Genomic DNA, 22,830 nt, shown 5'->3' with positions numbered 1-22,830 from the left:
AAGGAGGAGAAAAGATGTTTAGTGTAGTCATTATTGGCGGAGGTAATATTGGATTTAGGCATTTCGAAGGGCTTTTAAAAGTAAACTTACCTCTTTCTATTTATGTAATTGATCCGAGCAGAGAAGCTTTAAATCGAATTCAAGAATGCTATCAAACAGCGGATATAAAAGATAAAAAACTCCACTTGTTGTTAGGTTTAGATGCTCTTCCAAAAGAAGTGGATCTTAGTATAGTTGCAACAAGTTCAAAGATTAGACTTAAAGTTATCAAAGAATTAGTAAGTGTTGTTAACGTTCGATATTTACTGTTAGAGAAAGTATTGTTTCAAAAGGAAAGTGATTACGATGAAATGGCTTCACTCCTTAAGGTTCATCAAGTAAAAGGCTGCTGGGTTAATTGCCCTCTTCGAACAATGCCAATTTTTAAACAGGTAAAAGAAAAGATAAAAAAATCTGTAATTAGTTATAGCGTTGACTATGAACATTTCGGTATTGGCTGTAATAGCATTCATCAAATGGATGTTTTTCACTTTTTGACAGACGGGCAAGTTCCACACCTTCAAACGAATCAACTACAGGAAGTTGTGAAAAGTAAACGAGAAGGATATTTAGAACTAGTGGGGACATTAACTGGAGCGACAAATCGAGGAGACGAACTGATTATCTCGTCTCACCAGAAGTCGAGCAACACGTATATGATTAAATTGCAGTTTGATTGTGAGATGTGGACTATTTATCCGACTTTAGAACAAGTAGAAGTGCTAAATACGTTAACAGGAAAGAAGCATATAAACTCTATTCAATTTCCTAAACAAAGTACATTGACGACAAAGGTTGTTCATGACTTACTGATAAGTGGGAAGAGTGAGTTATCAACTTATGAGCTTTCAAAACAACTACACCTTCCTTTCATTCGCCGACTTAACGAGTTTTTTTCAAGTCAATTAAATCAAGAAATAACCGAATGTCCAATTACGTAAAGAGGAGAATGATTTAATGTTTGGACAGCTAGAAGCAAATGATAATGTGGTGCTTCGGTATTCATTGCTTTATGATTTCTTTACCCATTTCTCAGCCGTCACACTCTACGGATTACCTATTGCACAATGTTTGGCTCCACACTTTCTTTTTCATATCCAGAGTTTTGGTGATCAAAATCGACTTAATCAATCCTTCATTAACAACCTTCGTAAGAAATATTCATTTTTCACAATGGGTAACATTACAGAGAAACTAGTATCATTAGAGTCTATTACACCTGTCCCATTTAAGAGAAATAAAAAATCGATTCTTCTATCTGATGACTATGAAAGCTTTGCTGATGAGCATCTAAAAGAGTATGATGTCACGTTATACAAAGGGAAATATAAGATGAACGATCGGGTGAAAAATGGTCGTTTTACGTATTGTCACCTTCAAGATGAGGTCAATAAGATAAGAAATAATGCAGAAGTTAAAAAACAAGAAGTACACATCGAAGCTCAATTAAATCGGCAACTAACGACATGCTCAAATCATTATTACTTTAAAAAAAGAGCATTTCAGATATGGTTGCTTGCTACCTATAAGAAAATTATTCGCTGGGTCAGTGTACTGGAATCGTTGATACAGAAAGTAAAACCAGGAGCAATTGTTGTATCATCGGAAGCAAGTGTGTATGGGACGATCCTCTGTCTTCTTGCGAAAAAATATGGGATTCCATTGTTAAATATTCCACTCGTCGCGATTGGAGATCGTAGTCTTATTCCAGCTCGAGCTGACTATTATTTCGTATGGGGAAAGAAGCAAAAGGAATGGTTGCTACAGCGTCATGTGAAGGAAAGTGCAATTATTGAAACAGGGAATATTTATTTTTATTACAAAAAAACAAAGCCAACACGCACGAAGCAAGCCTTCTACCGAGAGCAAAACATTCCATCTCATCACCTAATCATGACTTTCACTACGCAACCACTATTGAATGCCAATAAGAGAATTGAGCAATGGTTGAAAACTGTACCAATTCATTTGCCTGTTACCATTATTATCAAAAAACATCGCAGCGATCAACATACGTATTCACTTATCAAAAATCAAAACAATGTACGAATTCTACCAAATGATTACCCACTTTATACAGTGTTACATTACAGCCATTGTGTGATGACCATTGCATCCACAACAGGATTTGAGGCTGCTCTTTTAGAAAAGCCACTTCTCATCTTGCAACCACAAATTTCTTATCCCTATATGTTAAATGATAACGAAAGTGCTGCGTTTTTTGCAAAAGCACGAGCAGGAGAAGTAATCACAAATGAAGCGAGCTTAGTATCGACTATTAAAAAAATAAACAAGAGTAATGTGTTTATGGAAGAGTTAACAGAGCGAGGAAGAAAGTTCGTGGAAAATACCATTTTAACAGTCGATGAGGCACCTTTATTAGTCAAAAAGCATATCGAGGAAATTTTATTAAAGTAAGCTAATAGAAAAGGAGGCTAAACGATGTCAATACTTCTTGTCGGAGCGGGGAGTATGGGGGTAGAGTATGCGAAAGTATTAAAAAGTTTAAATCTATCTTTTGACGTGTTTACACGAAGTGAAAAAACAGCAAGACAGTTTGAAAAGAGTACAGGGAAAAAAGCTTATTTTGGAGAGCTATCGTCACTGTTACAGCAGCATTCCTATGAAAAAGCGATTGTAGCCATTGATGTGGAATTTTTAAAAGACGTAGCCATCATGCTTCTAACACATGGAGTGAAAGAGGTGTTGCTTGAAAAGCCCGGTGCAGTCGATGAAGAAGAGTTAACGAAGCTTTACGAGACAGCGCAAGCACTGAAAGCTAATGTATGGATTGGATATAATCGGCGATTCTATGAGTCTGTGCAGAAGCTGCAAGACTTTCTGACAGAAGAAAACCCAGTGAGGTCGATTCACTTTACGTTTACTGAATTAAGTAAAAAAATTGAGCAGCTGCATAGCTCAGAGGTGTTAAAATCAAATTGGTTATTGGCAAATTCCTCTCATGTGATCGACCTTGCTTTTTATCTTGCTGGAAAACCAACCTCTTTTTCCGCTTTTTCCGCCGATAAGCTACCATGGCATCCAACTGGAGCCATCTTCTCAGGAGCTGGTGTGACAGAAAAGGACGTATTATTTAGTTATCATGCGAATTGGAAAGCGCCAGGAAGATGGGGAGTAGAAGTCATGACAGACGAGTGTACACTCATTCTTCAGCCGCTTGAAAAGTTGTATAAAATGAAACATGGATCTTTTCAATTACAGGAAGTTCCCTTGCTAGGAGCGGATGATACGCAATTTAAGCCAGGGCTCTTAAAACAAGTTCAATCATTCGTAACGACAAAGGATCGATTGGTTAGTATAGATGAGCAGTTGTCACACATTCGTACTATTTATAATCAAATAAGAAATGGTCAGCACAAAGGATCATAAAAAGCACCTGTATGCGTGCTTTTTTTGTTTCTGCCAACCTCGTGTGAGTATGAATGTCTTTTTAGCAGTAAAATAAAAAAGGAAGATTTATGTAAAATATTTAGAATATTTGTTTAAATTTGTCTCAGTCTCATGTATACTTGTAATACAATTATTTTAAAGCGCTTACATAAAAGGGAGGAGAGTCATGACGAGACATAAGAGATTACTAGGTTTACTTGTGGTAATGACTACACTAGTATTCACAACAGCCTGCAGTATGGGAGTAGCAAACGGCTCAAAGCGAACGTTTATTAGCGTAGCCACTGCTTCAACAGGGGGGACGTATTATCCGATTGGTGTTGGGCTTGGTAACGTATGGACAGAGCTTTTGTATGATGAAGGAATCAAAGCAAACGGTCAATCATCCGCTGGTTCCATTGAAAACATTCATTTATTAAGCAACGATGAAGCGCAAGTGGCCATTCTGCAAGGATTGATTGCGTCACAAGCATATGACGGACAAAACTCATTTGAAGGAAAAGCTTACAAAGATTTGCGAACCATTTCAATGCTATGGCCTAACGTGGAGCATTTTGTGTTGATGAATCGTGAGAAGGAAACAGGAACCATTGCAGATATTAAAAAGAACTCATTTTCAGTTGGACCACAAGCCAGTGGAACAGAAGCATCAACGCTTGTCATTATGCAAGGATTAGGCTTAACAAAGAAAAGCATTGCTCCTGAATACTTAGGATATGATGATACGATTTCTGCCATGCGTGATGGTCGCTTAGATGGGGGATCACTTCCAGCGGGTGTTCCGGTTGGGGCGATTACAGATATGTATGCAAGTAACGTAAAAGCATCTGTTCTTGATGTGACAGATGAACAGCTAGACGCCATTAATGCTGTCTCAAATAGCTGGTACCGTTTCACCATTCCAGCAGGCACGTATCCAAAGGTTGATCAAGACATCCAAACCATCGCACAGCCAAACTTACTAGCAACATCAAAAGAAATGGATGCAGACATTATTTATAAGCTAACAAAAACGATGTATGAAAACTTAGATAAAGTCTATGACATACATAAGTCTGCGCACAACATTAAGCTTGAAACAGCGCTTGATGGCCTTTCGGTTCCACTTCATGAAGGCGCTTATCGCTACTTTAAAGAAGTAGGTCTTGAAATACCAAAGGAATTAGTACCACCAGAAGCTAAATAGAAAGGAGATGAACAGAATGAGTCAAACAAAGCCACCTGAAATAGAGCCAGTCAGTCCGATTAGGACACTCACTGGAAATCAAAAGAGACTCGCAGTCAGTGTCGCTGTTCTTTTATCATTATTCACCATTTCTGTAAACGGACTGATGAACATCCAAGAAATCTACCGAAATATTATCTTCTTAGGCTTTTTACTCGTCCTCACGTATTTACTCTATCCAGCTCGTAAAAAGTCCGTTTCTAAACAAATTGGCATCACTGATTATCTATTTGTCATCTTATCTATTGTAGGATCTGTGTATATTTACTTTCAATACACAACGATTCATGTAGAACGTGGGTCGGTTGCGATTGGCATTGACTATGTATTTGCCGTTATTTTAATTTTAATGCTATTAGAAGCTGGACGACGCACAATTGGTTTATTTATCCCACTTCTTGCGGCACTTGCAATGATTTATGCCTTATTTGGACCTTATTTTCCAGGTTTGTTTGGACATGCTGGTTTTTCAATTGAGCGCTTTTTATATCGCATGTACATGACAACAGAAGGGATTTTTGGCATTACATTATCCATTGCATCGACGTATATTATTATCTTTATTTTGTTCGGTGCATTTTTAAATGCGAGTGGAGCATCTGCTTTATTCAATGATTTAGCGCTGGCGATTGCTGGACGAACGCGTGGAGGTCCTGCACAAGTGGCGGTTATTTCTAGCGCCATGACCGGTTCATTAAACGGAAGTGCAGTAGCAAACGTAGCAACAACAGGTGCGTTTACAATTCCACTAATGAAAAGCATTGGTTTAAAGCCGCGATTCGCTGCGGCGGTTGAAGCAGCTGCTTCGACGGGTGGGATGGTCATGCCGCCAATTATGGGGGCAGCAGCATTCATTATGGCAGGATTTTTAGGTGTTCCATTCTCTGTCATTCTTTTAGCAGCCATCATTCCGAGTATCCTTTATTATGCCGGGTTAATTATTGCTGTTGATTTAGAAGCAAAAAAACAAGGATTAAAGGGCATCAGTAAAGAAAATATTCCTAAGGTGTGGGCGGTGTTAAAAGAGCGTGGTGTTCTTTTATTACCGATTATCATCGTATTTGGGACATTGTTAGCCGGCAAAACGCCGCTATTTGCAGGGTTTGCAGGAATTATTGCTGTTATCCTATCAAGCTGGCTTACACTTGATAGGTCCAATCGTATTACATGGCGAAAAATGATCACAGCGCTTGAAGAAGGTGGCAGAGGAGGCATTCAAGTTGGCATTGCGTGTGCGTCTGTTGGAATTTTAATCGCTGTTGTGACGATGACAGGCCTTGGAAATGCGATTGCTTACAATGTATTAGCGTTATCAGGTGGAAGCTTAGCGGTGCTGCTCATTTTAATTATGATTACGTGTATCGTGCTTAGTATGGGTCTCCCATCAACAGCGCTTTATATTGTTGTCGCTGTAACAGCAGCACCAGCGCTTATCGAAGCGGGTGTCAATCCTGTCGCTGCTCACTTTTTCGTTTTCTGGTTCGGTGCAATGTCCAATATTACACCACCAGTAGCACTTGCATCGTATACCGCAGCGGGAATAGCAGGGGCAGATGCAATGAAAACATCATGGACAGCACTCAAACTAACATTACCAGGTTTTATCATTCCATTTATGATTGCATACAACCCAGTGATGATTATGCAGCCGGCTGCCGGGGAAACAGTCACTGCATGGTCAATCATTCTAGCGTTTGCTACAGCGCTTTTAGGGGTGTTTGTGATGTCGCTGGCGATTCATAATTTCTTTTCGGTCAAACTTAATTTAATCGAAAGAGTTGTGTTTTTTATAACGTCTCTTCTCTTAATTCACCCTGGTGGATTAACAGATGCCATTGGCGTTGCTGTCTTTGCCGCATTTTTTGCCGGACACATCATGCGATCGAAAAAACAAGTTTCATCAGCTAACGAAGCGTTTTAATTGTGGGGAAGGGGAGAAAATGAATGTTTACACCAATTGAGAGAAAGAAAGTATCAAGTCAAGTATTAGACCAACTAAAAGAGATGATCAAGGATAAAACATTTCCACCAGAATCAAAATTACCATCAGAGCATGAATTGTCAAAAATGTTTGGTGTGAGTCGTGCTCCAATTCGCGAAGCACTTAGTGTATTAGCTGCAAGCGGTCTCATTGAATCAAGACAAGGTGGAGGAAGCTATGTCAAGCGAGTTGAACTAGCGGGCATGCTTGATCCAGTTACATTTGAAATGGTGGAGATGGATCAAATTTATGATTTACTCGAAATGCGCTCAATTGTGGAGTCAGAAGCTGCGAAGCTGGCAGCAGAGCGACGAAATGAAGAGGATCTTGATTTAATTCGTGAAGCCATTAACTCGTTTAAACAAACGATTGACAATTATTCAACCGTAGGACACGAAGCTGACTTTCAATTTCACTATGCGGTGGTAAAAGCAGCGAGCAATCCATTTTTAATGCAAGCTTTTGAAAATTTAGCCGAATTAAATCGTAAAGCACTTCTGTTTTCATTAAAGAAAAACGTTCAAAAAGAAAAGCGTGAGAAAGTATACAAAGAGCACGTTCGTATATACGAAGCCATTTTAGATCAGGATGCAGAGCGAGCTTCGAAGTCGATGCGTATTCATTTAACAAATGCCCGCATTAAACTCGGAGATGAGCGAGTGGCCATTGGTGAAAACGAATAAAGGAGAATGAGCCATGCTTTCAAATGAAATCATCACACGTGTACATGCAATTATTAAAGATAAAGACCGTGTGCTTGCAGATGAAGGCGATCGCTATTGCTATGCGTATGATGCGTCGTTTGGTGTACATGTACCAGATTTAGTGGTACAGCCAATGTGTACAGAAGAAGTGGCAAGACTTATGAAGCTTGCAAACGAGCATCGTATCCCTATGTATCCAAGAGGAAGAGGAACATCGTTAAGCGGTGGTCCTCTTCCTGTTGAAGGGGGAATTGTTCTTGATTTGTCACGGTGGAATCAGACGTTAGTCATTGATGAAGAAGATTTAGTAGCGATTGTATCACCGGGTGTCATTACCGCTACGATTAATGAAAAAGCCAATCAATATGGCTTAATGTATCCGCCAGATCCAAGCAGCGCACATGTCTCAACCATTGGTGGAAACTTAGCAGAAAATGCGGGAGGGCCTCGAGGGCTAAAGTACGGAGTGACAAAAGATTATGTGCTCGGTTTAGAAGTGGTGACGCCTGAAGGAGAAGTCATTCGAACGGGTGGGAAAACCGTGAAAAATGTAACAGGTTATGATTTAACAAAGCTCATTGTAGGATCTGAAGGTACACTCGGTATTATTACAGAAGCCACTCTTCGTCTTATTCCGAAACCAGTGGCAACGAAAACGGCAATGGTCATTTTTGACGATCTGGTTGATGCTGGTCGAGCGATTTCGCATGTGCTCACATCAGGTATCTTACCATCTAAAATGGAAATTATGGATCAGTCATGTGTAGTTGCGGTAGAAAACTATCAACCTAGTGGACTGCCAACCGACATTGAAGCACTTTTACTTATTGAGATTGATGGTCATCCGGCTGCGCTTGAGTACGAAATAGAAGTGGTGAAACAAGCCTGTCACGAAGTAGGAGCACGGGAAGTAAGAGTTGCACAAACGAAAGAAGAGGAATCAGACTTATGGCAAGCGCGCAAACTTGTGTCACCAGCGATTGTTCAGCATAAGCCAACGAAAATATCAGAAGATGCGACCGTTCCTCGTAGTAAAATTCCAGACATGTTTAGAAAATTAAAAGAAATTCGAGAAACGTATCACGTCGATCTTGTTGTGTTCGGGCATGCAGGAGATGGAAACTTGCATCCAAATATTATTGCCGATGTGCGCGATCGTGAAGAGATGAAGCGAGTGGAACAAGCAGTGGAAGCCATTTTTAAAGCAGCGGTTGAGCTCGGAGGAACACTTTCGGGTGAACATGGAATTGGAACGATGAAAGCCCCGTTTATGGAAATGGAGTTAGGTAAAATTGGCTTAGACATGATGAAGCGTATGAAGTCGGTGTGGGACCCGAATAACATATGCAATCCTGGTAAAATTTTTCCGAAGCCTAATCAAAGGTTTACGCTAACTCATGACTAATCTTGCATATGAAGAGACGTTTGACTGCGTGCAGTGTGGCTATTGTCTTCCTGTTTGTCCCACGTATTTAACGACAGGAAAAGAAGCACAATCACCGCGTGGCCGTATTCATCTTGTGAAAATGGCAGCGGAAGGAAGAATCTCCTATGACACAATGAACGAATCCATGGCTCTTTGTCTTGGTTGTCGTGCATGTGAAACGGCTTGTCCAACCAATGTGCAATATGGTGATATTTATGATTCAGCTATACGTGCTGTACATGAGAAAACACCGCTTTTGAAAAGGTTGTTATTAAAAAATGGATTGACGAACAAAACCATCTTAACAACGGCTTCTTATAGTCTTCAACTCTATCAAACGTTAAAAATCGATAAAGTTGTCAGACAATCAGGCATATTAAATGCGCTACCTCCAGCGGTAAAAGAGCTTGAACGAGTGACGCCACCAGTGAAAGCAAAAAAACATTCAAATTCATTACATCCATCAAAGAAGCCACGATACAAAGTTGCCTTTTTTGTTGGATGCATCATGGATGTGATGTTTGCACAAATCAATGAGTTAAGCATGAAGTTACTGCAGCTTGGTGGATGTGAGGTCGTCGTGATAAAAGAACAAACGTGCTGTGGAGCGCTTCAACATCATAGTGGGGAGCACGAAACGGCAAAGCAACTTGCAAAAGCAAACATTGAGGCATTTGAAAAAGTGGAATGTGACTACATCGTTAACAGCATCGGTGGCTGCGGTGCCATGCTTGTTGAATACGACAAGTTATTTAAAGACGAAACCATGAATGACCGAGCAAAAGCATTCACAAGTAAATGCGTAGATATCTCTGTTTTACTCGCTCAGCTAAATTTGCCAATGGACTATTCTGTTAACAAAACGGTGACCTATCAGCCATCTTGTCATTTGCGCAATGTACAGCGAGTGGAAAAAGAGCCGATGCTGTTACTACAGCAAATAAAAGGGTTAACGTACGTTGAATTAGCTGAAAAAGACGTGTGCTGTGGTTCAGCTGGTATTTATAACATTGAACACTACGATGAAGCGATGAGCATTTTAGACCGAAAAATGAATCATGCAAAATCCATTGAACCCGATGTGATTGTCACGTCTAACCCTGGCTGTCACTTACAAATGAAGCTTGGGGTGAAGCGAGCATGTATGAGTGAGCAAACAAACGTTGTTCATCTTGTTGAATTGGTAGCAGAAGCATGTGGAATAGGAGTGAAAGAGCATGTATGATTATGCCATTATTGGTGGAGGGATTGTTGGATTATCAGTAGGACTATCATTAGTTGAACAGCTTCCTGGGGTGAAAGTTGCCATTATTGAAAAAGAAGCGAAACTAGCATCTCATCAAACGGGTCATAACAGTGGAGTAATTCATTCAGGTATTTATTACAAGCCTGGTAGTTTTAAAGCAAAGTTTGCGAAAGAAGGCAGTCAGTCAATGATTGCATTTTGTCAAAAGCATGAGATTGATCATGATATTTGTGGAAAAGTGATTGTTGCGGCTACAGAAGCAGAACGAGTAGAGCTTCATAAACTGTACGAGCGAGGGTTGCAAAACGGACTCGATCTTCAATTGCTCTCAAAAGAAGAACTTCACGAAATTGAGCCGTATGTCAATGGAATCGAAGCGATTCGCGTTCCGACAGCTGGTATCGTCAATTACCGTCAAGTGTGTGAAAAGATGGGGAAGTTGATTACAGAACAAGGTGGAGATATTTTTTTACAATCACCTGTTGAACACATAAAGGAGCATGAAGAAGGTGTAACCATTCAAACAAGTAATACAACGATTCAAGCTCAAATGCTCATCAATTGTGCCGGCCTACATAGCGATCGTATAGCGAAAAAAGCAGGGTACGAGCTCGATATGAAAATTGTTCCATTTCGCGGGGAATATTATCAGTTAAAAGAAGAGAAGCGTCACCTGGTCAACCATCTTATCTATCCAGTGCCTAATCCAAGTTTTCCGTTTTTAGGCGTTCATTTTACAAGAATGATTGATGGGGCAATTGATGTTGGACCAAATGCCGTTTTAAGCTTTAAGCGAGAAGGGTACAAGAAAACGGATTTTCATGCTGGTGATTTAGCAGAGGTCTTAACATACAAAGGCTTTTGGAAATTAGCAAGTCGCTATATGAAAGAGGGAATGGGAGAGATGGCACGCTCTTATAACAAGCGGCTATTTTTAAAAGAAGTGCAAAGGTTGATGCCAATGATAGAAGAAGCCGATCTCATTCCAGCACCAGCCGGCGTACGTGCGCAAGCTCTTCGTGATGATGGGGGACTGGTGGATGACTTCTTTATTGTAAAAGGGACAAAATCGATTCATATTTGTAACGCACCATCCCCAGCTGCGACAGCTTCTCTTGAGATCGGTAAGCACGTAGTAGACTTAATAGAAAAGCAAACAAGTATCCAAGTATAGGAAAGAACGAATTCCTGCTTTTTGTCAGGAATTCGTTCTTTCTTTTTCTATTAAAATAGCCTATTATCCTTAAATTTATGATCAACCTCAAGTGTTGGACAAGGTAAACAGGGTATATGGAAAGAATATAAAGGAATGAGAAGGAGAATGACTGACATATGTAAAAGCGCAAAATTTGGTGTTGACGAATGAAGAGAAGGGAAAAATCTCGTTTTTCTATATCATGGAGGAGGGAATCAATCACATTAATCCTAACGTGTTTGAAAATTGAAACTTTTTTCCGCTTTAAACGTCTTTAATTATGAAGGAGAATGAACTTAGGAGGGGAGAATGTTGAAAAAGCTTTTGTCTCTATCGGCGTGTACACTTATGCTTGGAGGATGTTATTACTTAGGCGAAACGCTTGATACATCGAAATTGAAAGAAGTTAAGCCTAAAAACGAAGTCGTTCAACATGCTCCACTTACATATGAAGCACCGTCTGTTCCAGCGGGGTTAGAAGCCGTACCGTTTACCGTCAATTTACCTGTTGATTTACCATTTGAAGCCGTTCCGTTTCAGCGACCTATCATTTATGATTTAACACGTGAAGGAAAAGAGGTAAAAATGAGCGTGTCGACCTTTTCTAGAAACAAAGAAGATCAAGTTCGATTAGAGGTCATTGCTTGTAATAGGGAAGAAGAATTTGAGAAACAAAAGACAAATAAAGTGACATTGATAGATGGAACGGTGGCTTATTATCAAAAGGATCGTATTTTATTTGAAAAAGACGGAATTTTCTATGAAGTAATCTATACAAATCATCAGCTGTCACGAAATGAGCATCAAGCTGAAATTGTTAAAATCGCGAGTCAAATGTTGTAGCCAAAAAATAAACATGAACCATCAACTAATAAAAGCCTTTGTTGGCTGACGGTTCATGTTTATTAGTAATTAGCACTCTTCAAATGATAAGTTTTTGGGTTCATCTAATAGTTCAAACTTAACCTAAAGAAAGGGGTCAATTTGTGATGCGAAAAAAGTTAGAAGAGAAAATATATGCTCAAGGTTATCCAGACGCACCAACAGCTCCTATTGTTTCACTTGAAGACTTTTTTGAAGGAAATGAAGATGAAGGTTCCATTGGTTGTAATCTTTTAGAACATCCTGGCATTGAGAGTTTTTACAACGTATTGCTCGATATTAGAAATATGGACAATGTTCAAGATGTATTTGTAGAAATTATGGAAATTGAGGATAATGAGGACTACTGGGCATTCTCAGAAAGAGTTTACATCCTAACCTCCGCTGATATTTCAGAGGTCGAAGAATGGATCGCACAACTACAACCATCCGAAACAGATGAAGGTTATGCTTTTGGTAAGCCTCCAGTCGCACCTAATTTAAAAGAAGGATATAAGGTTCTTTCTGTTTGGTGGGACTAGAAAAGGGATAGCATAGACTATTCCTTAATTCACTTTAAACTTTAACATAGCTAAAATGAAAAAAGATCTTCAATATAAGTTGAAGATCAGTAGCTTCGTATTACGACCTTAAAAGGCGCTCGATATCGGTTTCCACTTTGTATACACGCTTGTTCAAAGCTTCCGTTTTGTCGTCTACGTATGCGACAATCTTATCCATATATGAGCCTAACGTTGACATAATTTCTTTTTGCTTCTGTTTTTGGTATTCTTTCAGCTCTGTCACATCAGATTGTAGATTAGATATATCGTTGCGCATCTCTTGTTGTTCAGACTTGAGCGAAGAAACGTCAGACTGTAGGTTAAAAATATCTTTACGCATTTCGATTTGTCCCTCTTCTAGCGAGCTCATTCGTGTATGAACACTTTGGAGTTCAGAGAGAATTTGTTTTAACACGGCTTCCATCAAACAGCCTCCACTTTTAAAAAAGTAAATGCAAAAATGGTAATAGGGAAAAGCGTTTTCTACATAAAATGGAGCTAACGATTGTTAGCTCCATGAGTGTTTTTAAGCATATCTAGTCTTAAGAGGTTGTTCATCAAGATGCATAAGATTTAATAAACTGTCTAATTGCTGACTAATTTTGACTGTTTCTTGATGTGTCAATCCGTTTGATAGTGCTAGATTAATCATTTCTTGTCTTTTTTCTTCAATAAGCGACATAGTATATTGCGTTGAATTTGCAGTCATCACTATCACCTCTCTTTAACCTATTCTACCACTTTTTCATCCAAATCGTTACAAAAAAATCCAAAATTTAATAGAAATAATTCGAATGTCGTGAAATAAACAGGAATCGTAGGGGCAAGTATAGAAAACGTAGGAAAGAATGTTTTGTGGAGGCGGTTGCCGAATGAAGAAGGTGAAATGGACGTACGTAAGTGGATGCATTGTTGCGATCGGATTTCCAGTTTTTTTCCTTCTAATAGGAATATGGACAGGGGATTGGGGATATGCATTGTGGAGTGTGCCACCTGCTTTGATGACAATTTGGGGAGCCCTTGTTGTTTCAAGAAAGCAAAAAGTTGTGAAAGATTAAAGGATGAAGAAATGGGAAGGATGAGGAAGGATGTACGATACGTCGCTTGTTTCTGCACTACTTTCAGCTAAGGGTGATACACTTCGTTATGTATATGCGCTATGTAAAACGAACTCAACAATGCAATCGTTTATAAAAGAAGCAGAATTCGAGCTCAGCTGGGAGCAAGCCACTCTCCATTTATATCAACTTCACCTTCAAGAAGAAATGGAAAAAGTGCAATCCGTGTCCGACACAGAACTTCACTTACAGTTATTATTAAAACTAGGAACACTCATTGATTATCCATTACCATTTTTAACAACGAGTGAGGATCTTCAACTATATAGTAAAGAGCTAACAAATCAAATCATTCTTGAATATAAGCAACAATATGAAGTGTTTCATTTTCAAACGATACAAGAACTAATCATTCATCAGCTGCGTCTGTTTTTCCAACTTGTAGACAAGCAGTATACAATTGCAACGGAATCGGAAAAAGAACGATTTGAAGATCAGTTGCTAAAGTGGTATCAACAATTGTCAGATGATTTAAAACGTGACATTGAGCATGCAAATGTCACGGAAGTAGATACAACCTCTCTATTTAACATCGTGTTGTTTCATGAATCACTGCTTTCACTACTCGCCATCGGTACAAGTTTGTTTACAACTAATTCCTATCAACAATCGTATCTAATTGCGATGAACGCTCCTCTTTTTATGATGGCAAACCTTGAAAATGAAGATACAGGGGGAAAGCTTGATTTTCCAACGATGATGATGAGTATCATCGTAACCCAACTTCTCTTAGCCTATGAAATGGAAGAGCAAGATGAGCTTGTAAATGATAGCTTTTTACTCATTAAATGGTCGAAAATATGTTTCATGCATGATCAAGCAGTCAAAAAAGTAGAAACGACATTGAAAGAGTATGAGCGGCTAGAAGATGAGCAAAATGAAACAAGCATGACGATGAGAGAGCTTCGTGACCATGAACGAGCATGTGTGAAAGAAATTGATAGAAGGAAAGAGCAGTTAAGAGGTCGTTTAAGTACAATGGATTTAACACAATTAAAGGGCGGACTGGTCTTGAAGAGAATGATTGATGAACACGAACTATTAAAAAATGAAGTCGAAGAATTGCAGCGTAAGATTGTTGTTCGTAATCAACGGTTCGCAAAAGTGAAAACAACACTGAAAAATGCAGAACGAACCATTAAAGGCAAAGTGAAAGAAGTCGAACGTCAAAAAGTGTTAATGCAGATGACCGACTTTATCGTCGCAAATCAATCACCTATTTGTATGGATTTACAGAGAGAGCTCGCAGAATACAAAGAAAAGTTAAATTGTGTACGCGATGAGATTGACGCGCAATCACAAGATGAAGAAGCAGTGAAACGTCAGAAGAAGGTGTGGCGTGAGCAACTTGATAACGCAGAAATTACAGCTAAAACATTAGAAGCTTCTTATGAAGGATTGGAGTATGTGAGGGTAAAAGAGCATGTATAGTACAATGATTGAAAGACGAAATCATTAAATAATGTAACGAACCGAAATTCTTTGTGCGCGTTAATAAGAATTTCGGTTCTTTTATTTTTGTTAATCTTGCAGGGGATCTTGTTGTTTTTGCGCCGCTGTTCTTTTCATCTTTTCAACCATTAACTGAAAGGCATATAAAAGCGCCGATTTGAAAAAGAATAGAAGAGATAATTGATAGCGCTTTAGTTTGATGAGTGATGAGATTCCAAGCTTTTGAAAAATAGTGACAAGAGGATAGGTGAAAAAGCTATCAACGGCTATATTTAAAAGCATGTAAAGGTAAAACCTTCCGTACGTTAATCTCAAAATCCACATGGAACCAATTAAGAACGGTCCCCAAATCATAGGAAAATCTCCCGTTACTTTTGGGTGGATTGTTTCATGATACACCCACCATTTTCGCTTCTTCGCTACCATGTTTTCAAAAAATACCAATGTTGAAATAAAAAGTCCTGCAGGAAAGAAACGCTTTAGCGCTTGTTTTCCGAGAAAAGGCAAACTGAGCCAAGGTAAGAGTAGCATAATCCACAATATGACTTTTTTATACTTCAGATGGTTCATTAGAATCCTCCTGTACGACCTGTTACTTATACTATTCCCGACAGAAGGCAAATTATAAGAAAGCCTATATGCGTAAAACTCGAAATCCTTCAGCGACTTTATGAGCGAACGCGAGCGGAGGCTCTACAGACTGAAAGTGGACATACATAATGTTCGGTTTGGTGTAAAGCCGATGATTATGAATGGCACTAATAATCACTCCATTTTTCACAAGGATGTTTGTAAATAAAGGAACCTCTTCTTCAAGCAGAACGACTTCTCCAAGATTCAGCGCATTGCCTTCATAGTCTAACGATTCAAACATAACTTCAGCGTGAAGTTCACTGTGGCTTGGTCGTCCTTGAATCGTAACGGATAAATGCCTCTTGAATTCGACTGAACAAACATTGTCTTCAACGATTAGCTTTTGTTTAAGAATTTGCCCGTATTGTTGACATAGTGTACTTACATCCAACATGTAAACACCTCATTTGTTTTTATCTGCTTACTTTCCACCGTTTCTTCGCAAAGTGATAAACAAACCAGCCTATAAAGATTGCTTGTGCAAGAAAGACCATTAACATAGCGGAAAGAGGGTGAGTAAATAGCGTGAATAGGGTCAAAATGCTTGCTTGTACAATGAGTAACGATAGAATGACCTTTAGAAACGACGATTGTAGTAAAGCATGAGTTAATGGATATAACCTTACCATTTCATTTCTTGCTCGTTGAAGCGGTAGAAGCTGATAGCCAGTCATATATAACATACTTACCGTGACGAGCCATGGCTTAGCTGGAACAAAATATAAAATCATTAATCCAATTAAAGTCAATCTTATGTACATGCCAAAATATTGATCGTAGCGAATGGCAAGTCGTAAAAATAAATATGTGTACGTTGATGGTTGCTTAAATGAAATAGCTTTTTCAGCTAATACTATAAAAAGCGTTCGTTTATGAAACGTGTTTTTTAGATGAGGAACGTCTACAAACAAGTGAATAAAGCGATACAGCCGTTCTGTATTTTTTTCTTCTTGGTCAATTAAATATAGCCAGTTGAAGCCTCGTTTCTTATGGCTAAAGAGAATGTATAAAAACCCTCCATTCACCATCCATACAAGCAACGACAATAGCCATTTTTCACTAAAAAGAAAATAAAACATCGCCCACATTGAAACAATATGAATGAATGTGTGAATGAGAAGGGATGAACGAGTAGGTAACCACTGTTTAACCCAAATGAACCATGTTGTTAATAGGAGAGCTGCTGTGCTCACAAGAGTCCACGATACGATATGAAAGGTGCTCACAAGTGGAATAACCATAACTAAAGCGATGAATAGTGTGAAGCTATTCAAAGTTGTACTGTATGTAAGAGATCTTTTGATGTAAGAAGACAAATGGGATTCTGCTGCTAGTAAAAAGACGATATCAGGTTTTTTGAAAAACGTTCGAATTCTCATGCGAATTGTCATGATGCTAACAAAAAGAGCTGCGACGGCTTCTCTTGGAAATGATGTCGGAAGCTGTTTGAGTAGCGTCATGTAGTAATAAATAAAGATGCTTCCACCAATAATGAGAATGTAAAAAATGCTAGATGCGATGATGGAAAAGTATTTGCTCATCTGTTCGAAAAAGTCTGCGAGTCGCTTTGCCCAAAGTGATTGTAAATCCATCTTTCACCTCATACGTTTTAGTAAGATATGTTTTATTATAACGTGAATGTAGAGAAAAAGCCGATAAATCATAAATGTACAAACGTGACATGAAGTTATTCACAAGCATAGTTACATTTTCAAAAGGAATAACATCATAATGGTCGAACTTCTTATGATGAAGGGAGAGAATGTGCGATGTCTAACCGAAAGCCTATAAACGATGTGATGAAGCATCTGAACAAACTCGAAGGCTATCCAACAAACGTTGAGTTAAAAACTTTACCAAAGCCTTTACGATATTTCGGCTACTTCTTTATCAGCTTTTTTGCACTTGCCGCCCTTATTATCCTGATGGGTGTAATCATTACGTGAAAACAACTCGTCTAAACAGATTGAGTTGCTTTTTTTGTTAAAGTAAATTGCTCAACAAAGGGATTTATGGAAGGGTATTTAAAAAAAGTAAAAAAATGTAGTTTACTCTCCTTCTCATCGGGAATACAAACCATGAATCAACTAAAAGAAGGAGGAGATTCAATCGACAGTAAACAAAACAGAGGACAAAATGACGCAAGAAGAAGCAGGACGTAAAGGAGGGGAAGAAACGTCAAATAACCACAACAAAGAGTTCTATCAAGAAATTGGTGAAAAAGGCGGAAACGCAACATCACGAAATCACAACAAAGAATTTTACGAGGAAATTGGTGAAAAAGGTGGCAAATCAAGCAGTAATTCAACAAGCAACAATGAAAATAGAAATTCAACCAACAGATAAACAAGTATCTTAAAAGCCCTTCTACGTTTAAGACAGTAGAAGGGCTTTTTGTGTTTCATCATTTATTCTCACGGATTTAGTTCAATGACAATTTTATCAAGAATGATGCTCTTTGGTTCCTGCACACGATTTTTTGAAAGCGGTGCTTTTGGCGTTTTTACTTCTTTCCCATCAATCGTTACACCACCATGATTGTCAGCATCATTGTTTCTTAACGTTACCACCGGAGTAATAACGAGATTTGTAGCATCAGGATGAAGCTTTTCAACGGTGTGACTCCAGTTAATATTGTATGAATCATCTCCAACGCCACCGTTGCCTTCTCCTGCGTACGAATTTCCGAGATCATCTTCTACCTGTAGTTGAACGTCAGCCATCGACCAGTGCTTGATGACGTCATACGAAACTTCTTGGTTGTAATGAAGGATGGTGGAAACAGGCGTTTGCGAAATCGATTGAATGTTCACTTTTACACCATCTTTTTCAGAGCTTTTGTGTACCTCATGTAATGTACTATCTGTTGCGGGTATAGAAAATGCAAAGTTCCAGGTGCCATTTATTTCGCGTTCTTCGTTCATATCTCTCATACCTTCAATGTTCCATTTTACATTTGCGACATCTTGCTTTTCACCATTCATTCCAGTGACACGAACTAATCCAACGTACTTGTTTTCAGCAATTTGTGTGAGCTGATTGCTTCCACTGTTAGCTGAAAAGCCTTTTAAGCTCATTGATGGGCCAAGTAGCATAATGTCTTTTCCTAACGGTTGTTCCGTTTGAACAGAGTACGTCACTGATACGGTTTCTCCGTCAAAAAGCGCATCATTGATCGTAATGGCAATTCCTTTATCGTTTTCCGTTAAGTTCAGCTCTTGTGAGTACTCTTTGTAATTTCCGTACAATTTCTCATCAAGCAATGTAAAAATATTGCCGACAATTGGTAAGTTGCTTGCATAAGTAGGGAATGATAATCCAATTGTTGCCGTCGATAAACCAATCAGTACAGCTGCTGCGACTAGCTGCTTTTTCCACTTGTTTTTACGAGATTTTGGAAGGTTTTGCTTTAATGATTTTTTCAATCCCGCTTTTTCTAAGTCAGTGACAGGAAGTTCTTTATAATCTTGTTCTTTTACTTTTATATCATTGAATCGTTCATAAAGGTGCTTCATGCAAGGGTACCTCCTAATGCTAGATTTTCAGCTTTTTGATGAAGTTTCTTCTTTCCTCTATACAGTCGATTATTAACAGTTGATTTTGTTAATCCGAGCCTCTCACAAATCTCATCAATCTTAAAACCTAAGAAATATTTCATTAAAAAGATTTCTTGATCGAGCGGTTCGAGCTGTTCAAGAAGAGACATTAATTCAGCTCGGTTTTCTGAAAGGACGAGAACATCTTCCGTTGAAGTGCTACCTTCCATTTCAATATAGTCGGTTGCTTGTTCGCAACGGTTGCTTATTTTTCGGTAGTAGTCAATCGCTTTAAATTTGGTAATGGTACAAATCCACTTTTTAAAATCATCGGCATTCTTTCCTTTAAACTGACGAGCGTTCGTCCAGATGGATAAAAACACATCATTTACACACTCCTCAATGACTCCTTCATTTTTTAACGGACTTAATACGTGATAGGTAATTCCTTTCACAAGAGAAAGGTAATGGTCGACGATATAATCTAGCGCGTCTTCTTTTTCGTTCTGAAGTCGCTTGATAAAATTCCGTTCAGTTGCTTTCATCTTTTGAACTCCTTTTGGTTTTGTAAAAGCTTTTACATCTTATATAACGAATGAAAGGAAAAAAACTCTCGTTTTTTGTGAAAAAGTTATTTATATATGTACATGTATGTAATAAACCTAGGCTTTCGTCTTTTTTACAAAATGTGGTTAGGCTTGATATCTACTTGTTGAATATATTCATCTGTTTCACCATTCGTAAGGAAATTGGACAAGTGAATCACGTTATTGGAAATTTTATGATTATACTATCAAATGGAAAAAGAGGAGGGTAGGCTGAAACTTTTTTCCCCATCTCACGTATACCTACATATAACATATTGGCGAGGTGAGGGGATAAAATGGAGCCAAACATACAAACACAACAGCACGTCACAATGAAAACAAAGAAAGAGTTAAGTATGAGAAAGCTATTGCACATGATTGGGTTTGTCATCTTCGGTGGATTAGCACTTTCTATTTTAACCGTTCCTTATTATATAGAGGGACTTCAAATTAAAGCAGTTGAAGGTCTTCAATTAGGTGAAGAAAAAATGATGGCTAAGAAGGTGAAAGAGTTTCTTCTATTTATAGGGGGAGCAGCGGCTCTTTACTTTTCACTTTTGAATATATATTGGACGGGGAAGAAAGGTCGAATGCTCTTTTTTGTTTGTTTAGTAGGACTTTGTTTGGTGAATGTTGTCTTTCTTTTTAGTTCGATTGAGTGAAGTTGAAAATAAAAACGCTAGTTAACAAGAAATGACGCGTTAACTAGCGTTTTTAACGTTCACATCTTTCTTTTTAAAAATACCAATCAATAACACAATTAGTCCAATAAGGAAAAAAAGCGGCAGCAATAGCATCATTAACCCAATGGCTACAAATCCATCTTTTTGGAGGATGCCAAACGGGATGGCAATGAGCCAAGAGATGAATGGTGTAAAAACAAACATGGTGACAAGACCCCAGGTTATCCATTTGATTTTGGTTGATTTCTCTTTTGTGAATAAATAACTGACAATCGCAAATAAAAGTGGTACACCAATCGCAATGATGAAAGCCAACTAAACACACTCCTCTCACAATTAACTATGTTAGATTCATATAGTGTATGCTGAATGCACTTCCTCATTTTACCACTTATAGAACGTATTTACTTTCTATTTTTAAAATGTATCAACATAGTATAGAGACAATAATATTATTATGTTAACAAAATGGTCGAATTAGATTGTCATGCATTTAAAAAGAGAAACCGTTCACAAATCGTTCATTTTATCGGTAAACCAATGCGTGTGAGCAGAATATTTTAGGAGTAGAAGAAATAAAAGTCAAGCAAGAAATCTTCGAAAAAAACAAAGATTGTGAAATTGTGAACAATCTTTTACAAATTCGTGAAGTCTATGGAAAAGTACATTTTTCTTTTTTATACTGTGCGTAAGTGATTTATCTCCCTTTACTCCACAGAATTATGTGAATGATTTCACAAACTCGCGAACGTTTGAATGAATGAAAAAAGTGGAAATCAAAGGGAAGAAGCATGCAAATGAAAAGCGTACATAACGATTAAAGGAGGAAGAGCCTTGTTTGAGTATGATCCGGTCTTATATAGTCGAATCTTAACAGGTTTAACATTAGCGTTTCATACCATTTTCTCGACGCTAGGTGTAGGGGTTCCGCTCCTCATTGCATTAGCGGAGTGGATTGGAATTCGTCGAAACGATGAGCATTATCATTTATTAGCGAGACGTTGGGCGCGTGGGTATATTATTACTGTTGCCGTTGGGGTTGTAACAGGAACGGCCATTGCGTTGCAGTTAAGCTTACTATGGCCAAACTTTATGCAGGTAGCTGGGCAGACCATTAGTTTACCACTGTTTTTAGAAACGTTTGCTTTCTTCTTTGAAGCCATTTTTCTAGGAATCTACTTATATACGTGGGATCGCTTTAAAAACAAAATGATTCACTTGTTGCTGCTGATTCCAGTGGCGTTAGGAGCCACAATGTCTGGCTTTTTCATTACAACCGTAAATGGATTTATGAATGCACCGCTAGGATTTAATTTAGAAAACGGTGTGTTAACGGGTATTAATCCAATTATGGCGATGTTTAATCCAGCAACGCCAACGAAAATGGCGCATGTGTTATCATCTGCGTATTTAACATCAGCATGTGTGCTCGCAGCGATTGCGGCGTTTATGATTTTGCGTGGCCGTAACCATGTGTATCATAAAAAGGCGCTTCACCTATCAATGGTCGTTGCGTTTGTGTGTGCCATCAGTACTGCGCTCATCGGTGATTTATCGGGTAAGTATCTTGCAAAATATCAACCTGAAAAGCTAGCAGCGGCTGAGTGGCATTTTGAAACTGTTGAAGAAGCGTCTCTGATCCTAGGTGGGATTTTAGATGAAAACAATGAAGTGAAGTACGCGCTTGAAATACCTTACGCATTAAGCATTTTAGCGCATGGTACACCAGGATCTGAAGTGATTGGACTTGAAGAATTTCCAGAAGAACAATGGCCACCACTTGTGGTTCACTACCTATTTGATTTAATGGTTGCCATTGGGATGTTTTTAGCGTTCATTTCCTTTATTTATGTGTTTATGAAGTGGCGTAAGAAATCTAATGAATTGAACAAGCCACTTTTATGGTTGATTGTGAGCAGTGGGCCGCTTGCGATGCTGGCGATTGAAGCAGGATGGTTCTTCACCGAAGAGGGAAGACAGCCTTGGATTCTTCGAGGCTACATGACAACAGCAGAAGGTGCCACAACATCAGGCTATGTGGATGTGATGTTATATCTATTCATCGTGCTCTATGTTATTTTAGCCGTATCGGCTGTGACGGTCTTGCGCCGCACATTTAAAGAAAATCCGGTAGAACGTGAATTAGAAAAACGCGGAATCGAATAAGGAG

At 38.6% G+C, this 22,830-nt stretch carries 25 protein-coding genes; 17 read left to right on the top strand and 8 right to left on the bottom strand.

The features are described 5' to 3' along the window. Positions 1–14 precede the first annotated feature (14 nt). From JOC83_RS09205 to JOC83_RS09155, 11 genes are all read left to right on the top strand, one after another. The gene (locus tag JOC83_RS09205) at positions 15–980 is read left to right on the top strand and encodes a Gfo/Idh/MocA family oxidoreductase (RefSeq protein WP_205186460.1); all 966 of its coding nucleotides are present in this window, start codon (positions 15–17) and stop codon (positions 978–980) included. A 16-nt stretch (positions 981–996) separates the two neighbouring features. Next, positions 997–2,457, top strand: coding sequence for a capsular polysaccharide export protein, LipB/KpsS family (locus JOC83_RS09200; RefSeq protein ID WP_205186458.1), 1,461 nt, complete (start codon positions 997–999; stop codon positions 2,455–2,457). A gap of 24 nt (positions 2,458–2,481) precedes the next feature. Then, positions 2,482–3,429, top strand: a complete 948-nt coding sequence (locus JOC83_RS09195) for a Gfo/Idh/MocA family protein (RefSeq protein ID WP_205186456.1) — start codon at positions 2,482–2,484, stop codon at positions 3,427–3,429. 187 nt (positions 3,430–3,616) lie between these two features. Then, on the top strand, positions 3,617–4,636 hold the full coding sequence (locus JOC83_RS09190; RefSeq protein ID WP_205186454.1) for a TAXI family TRAP transporter solute-binding subunit: 1,020 nt from the start codon (positions 3,617–3,619) through the stop codon (positions 4,634–4,636). Between the two features lie 16 nt (positions 4,637–4,652). After that, a complete protein-coding gene (locus JOC83_RS09185; protein ID WP_239583438.1) occupies positions 4,653–6,596 on the top strand; it encodes a TRAP transporter permease in 1,944 nt (647 codons plus the stop codon). Positions 6,597–6,619: 23 nt separating this feature from the next. Then, entirely contained in the window at positions 6,620–7,339 is a 720-nt protein-coding gene (locus tag JOC83_RS09180; protein ID WP_205186450.1) for a FadR/GntR family transcriptional regulator, read from the top strand. Between the two features lie 13 nt (positions 7,340–7,352). Then, positions 7,353–8,765 (top strand): FAD-binding oxidoreductase, encoded by a 1,413-nt coding sequence (locus tag JOC83_RS09175; RefSeq protein WP_205186448.1) that lies wholly within the window; start codon positions 7,353–7,355, stop codon positions 8,763–8,765. Beyond that, the gene (locus tag JOC83_RS09170) at positions 8,758–10,011 is read left to right on the top strand and encodes a (Fe-S)-binding protein (protein ID WP_205186446.1); all 1,254 of its coding nucleotides are present in this window, start codon (positions 8,758–8,760) and stop codon (positions 10,009–10,011) included. Before JOC83_RS09175 ends, JOC83_RS09170 begins: the two co-directional genes overlap by 8 nt. Further along, positions 10,004–11,206, top strand: a complete 1,203-nt coding sequence (gene lhgO / locus JOC83_RS09165; protein ID WP_205186444.1) for an L-2-hydroxyglutarate oxidase — start codon at positions 10,004–10,006, stop codon at positions 11,204–11,206. Before JOC83_RS09170 ends, lhgO begins: the two co-directional genes overlap by 8 nt. 330 nt (positions 11,207–11,536) lie before the next feature. Then, positions 11,537–12,070 carry a hypothetical protein gene (locus JOC83_RS09160; RefSeq protein WP_205186442.1) on the top strand — a complete coding sequence of 178 codons (534 nt, stop codon included), beginning with the start codon at positions 11,537–11,539 and terminating at the stop codon, positions 12,068–12,070. Positions 12,071–12,216: 146 nt separating this feature from the next. Next, positions 12,217–12,630: a hypothetical protein gene (locus JOC83_RS09155; protein ID WP_205186440.1), complete on the top strand. Its 414-nt coding sequence runs from the start codon at positions 12,217–12,219 to the stop codon at positions 12,628–12,630. A gap of 100 nt (positions 12,631–12,730) precedes the next feature. Here the strand turns inward: JOC83_RS09155 and JOC83_RS09150 are convergent, their stop codons facing one another. Both JOC83_RS09150 and JOC83_RS09145 read right to left on the bottom strand, forming a co-directional pair. Beyond that, on the bottom strand, positions 12,731–13,075 hold the full coding sequence (locus JOC83_RS09150; protein ID WP_239583437.1) for a hypothetical protein: 345 nt from the start codon (positions 13,073–13,075) through the stop codon (positions 12,731–12,733). Between the two features lie 102 nt (positions 13,076–13,177). Then, the gene (locus JOC83_RS09145) at positions 13,178–13,360 is read right to left on the bottom strand and encodes an aspartyl-phosphate phosphatase Spo0E family protein (RefSeq protein ID WP_205186432.1); all 183 of its coding nucleotides are present in this window, start codon (positions 13,358–13,360) and stop codon (positions 13,178–13,180) included. Positions 13,361–13,523: 163 nt separating this feature from the next. Between JOC83_RS09145 and JOC83_RS09140 the strand changes: the two genes are divergently transcribed. Together JOC83_RS09140 and JOC83_RS09135 are read left to right on the top strand one after the other, a co-directional pair. After that, complete coding sequence (locus JOC83_RS09140) at positions 13,524–13,709, top strand: hypothetical protein (protein WP_205186431.1); 186 nt, start codon at positions 13,524–13,526, stop codon at positions 13,707–13,709. 30 nt (positions 13,710–13,739) lie between these two features. Then, positions 13,740–15,200: a hypothetical protein gene (locus JOC83_RS09135; protein WP_205186430.1), complete on the top strand. Its 1,461-nt coding sequence runs from the start codon at positions 13,740–13,742 to the stop codon at positions 15,198–15,200. A 90-nt stretch (positions 15,201–15,290) separates the two neighbouring features. Here the strand turns inward: JOC83_RS09135 and JOC83_RS09130 are convergent, their stop codons facing one another. The 3 genes from JOC83_RS09130 to JOC83_RS09120 all read right to left on the bottom strand — a co-directional run bounded on the left by JOC83_RS09130 (position 15,291) and on the right by JOC83_RS09120 (position 17,446). Continuing rightward, positions 15,291–15,791 (bottom strand): hypothetical protein, encoded by a 501-nt coding sequence (locus JOC83_RS09130; RefSeq protein ID WP_205186429.1) that lies wholly within the window; start codon positions 15,789–15,791, stop codon positions 15,291–15,293. 64 nt (positions 15,792–15,855) lie between these two features. Then, a complete protein-coding gene (locus JOC83_RS09125; RefSeq protein ID WP_205186428.1) occupies positions 15,856–16,248 on the bottom strand; it encodes a DUF1259 domain-containing protein in 393 nt (130 codons plus the stop codon). Between the two features lie 19 nt (positions 16,249–16,267). After that, a complete protein-coding gene (locus tag JOC83_RS09120) occupies positions 16,268–17,446 on the bottom strand; it encodes an ABC transporter permease (protein WP_205186427.1) in 1,179 nt (392 codons plus the stop codon). Positions 17,447–17,623: 177 nt separating this feature from the next. Between JOC83_RS09120 and JOC83_RS09115 the strand changes: the two genes are divergently transcribed. Continuing rightward, the gene (locus tag JOC83_RS09115; RefSeq protein ID WP_205186426.1) at positions 17,624–17,800 is read left to right on the top strand and encodes an amino acid transporter; all 177 of its coding nucleotides are present in this window, start codon (positions 17,624–17,626) and stop codon (positions 17,798–17,800) included. Positions 17,801–17,990: 190 nt separating this feature from the next. Continuing rightward, a complete protein-coding gene (locus JOC83_RS09110) occupies positions 17,991–18,200 on the top strand; it encodes a KGG domain-containing protein (protein WP_205186425.1) in 210 nt (69 codons plus the stop codon). 68 nt (positions 18,201–18,268) lie between these two features. Here the strand turns inward: JOC83_RS09110 and JOC83_RS09105 are convergent, their stop codons facing one another. Next, entirely contained in the window at positions 18,269–19,369 is a 1,101-nt protein-coding gene (locus tag JOC83_RS09105; protein ID WP_205186423.1) for a DUF4179 domain-containing protein, read from the bottom strand. Continuing rightward, positions 19,366–19,935 carry a sigma-70 family RNA polymerase sigma factor gene (locus tag JOC83_RS09100; RefSeq protein WP_205186421.1) on the bottom strand — a complete coding sequence of 190 codons (570 nt, stop codon included), beginning with the start codon at positions 19,933–19,935 and terminating at the stop codon, positions 19,366–19,368. Before JOC83_RS09100 ends, JOC83_RS09105 begins: the two co-directional genes overlap by 4 nt. Positions 19,936–20,273: 338 nt before the next feature. On the opposite strand from JOC83_RS09100, the gene JOC83_RS09095 reads away from it, so the two are divergent. Then, entirely contained in the window at positions 20,274–20,639 is a 366-nt protein-coding gene (locus JOC83_RS09095; RefSeq protein WP_205186419.1) for a hypothetical protein, read from the top strand. A gap of 39 nt (positions 20,640–20,678) precedes the next feature. Here the strand turns inward: JOC83_RS09095 and JOC83_RS09090 are convergent, their stop codons facing one another. Beyond that, positions 20,679–20,975 carry a hypothetical protein gene (locus tag JOC83_RS09090; protein WP_239583436.1) on the bottom strand — a complete coding sequence of 99 codons (297 nt, stop codon included), beginning with the start codon at positions 20,973–20,975 and terminating at the stop codon, positions 20,679–20,681. A 519-nt stretch (positions 20,976–21,494) separates the two neighbouring features. Here JOC83_RS09090 and JOC83_RS09085 point away from each other — a divergent pair. Beyond that, a complete protein-coding gene (locus JOC83_RS09085; protein ID WP_205186417.1) occupies positions 21,495–22,826 on the top strand; it encodes a cytochrome ubiquinol oxidase subunit I in 1,332 nt (443 codons plus the stop codon). Positions 22,827–22,830: the final 4 nt, after the last annotated feature.

The sequence above is a fragment of the Priestia iocasae genome (genome assembly GCF_016909075.1).
GTDB classification, from domain to species: Bacteria; Bacillota; Bacilli; order Bacillales; family Bacillaceae_H; genus Priestia; species Priestia iocasae.
This window is presented reverse-complemented; position numbering and strand designations above follow the sequence as displayed.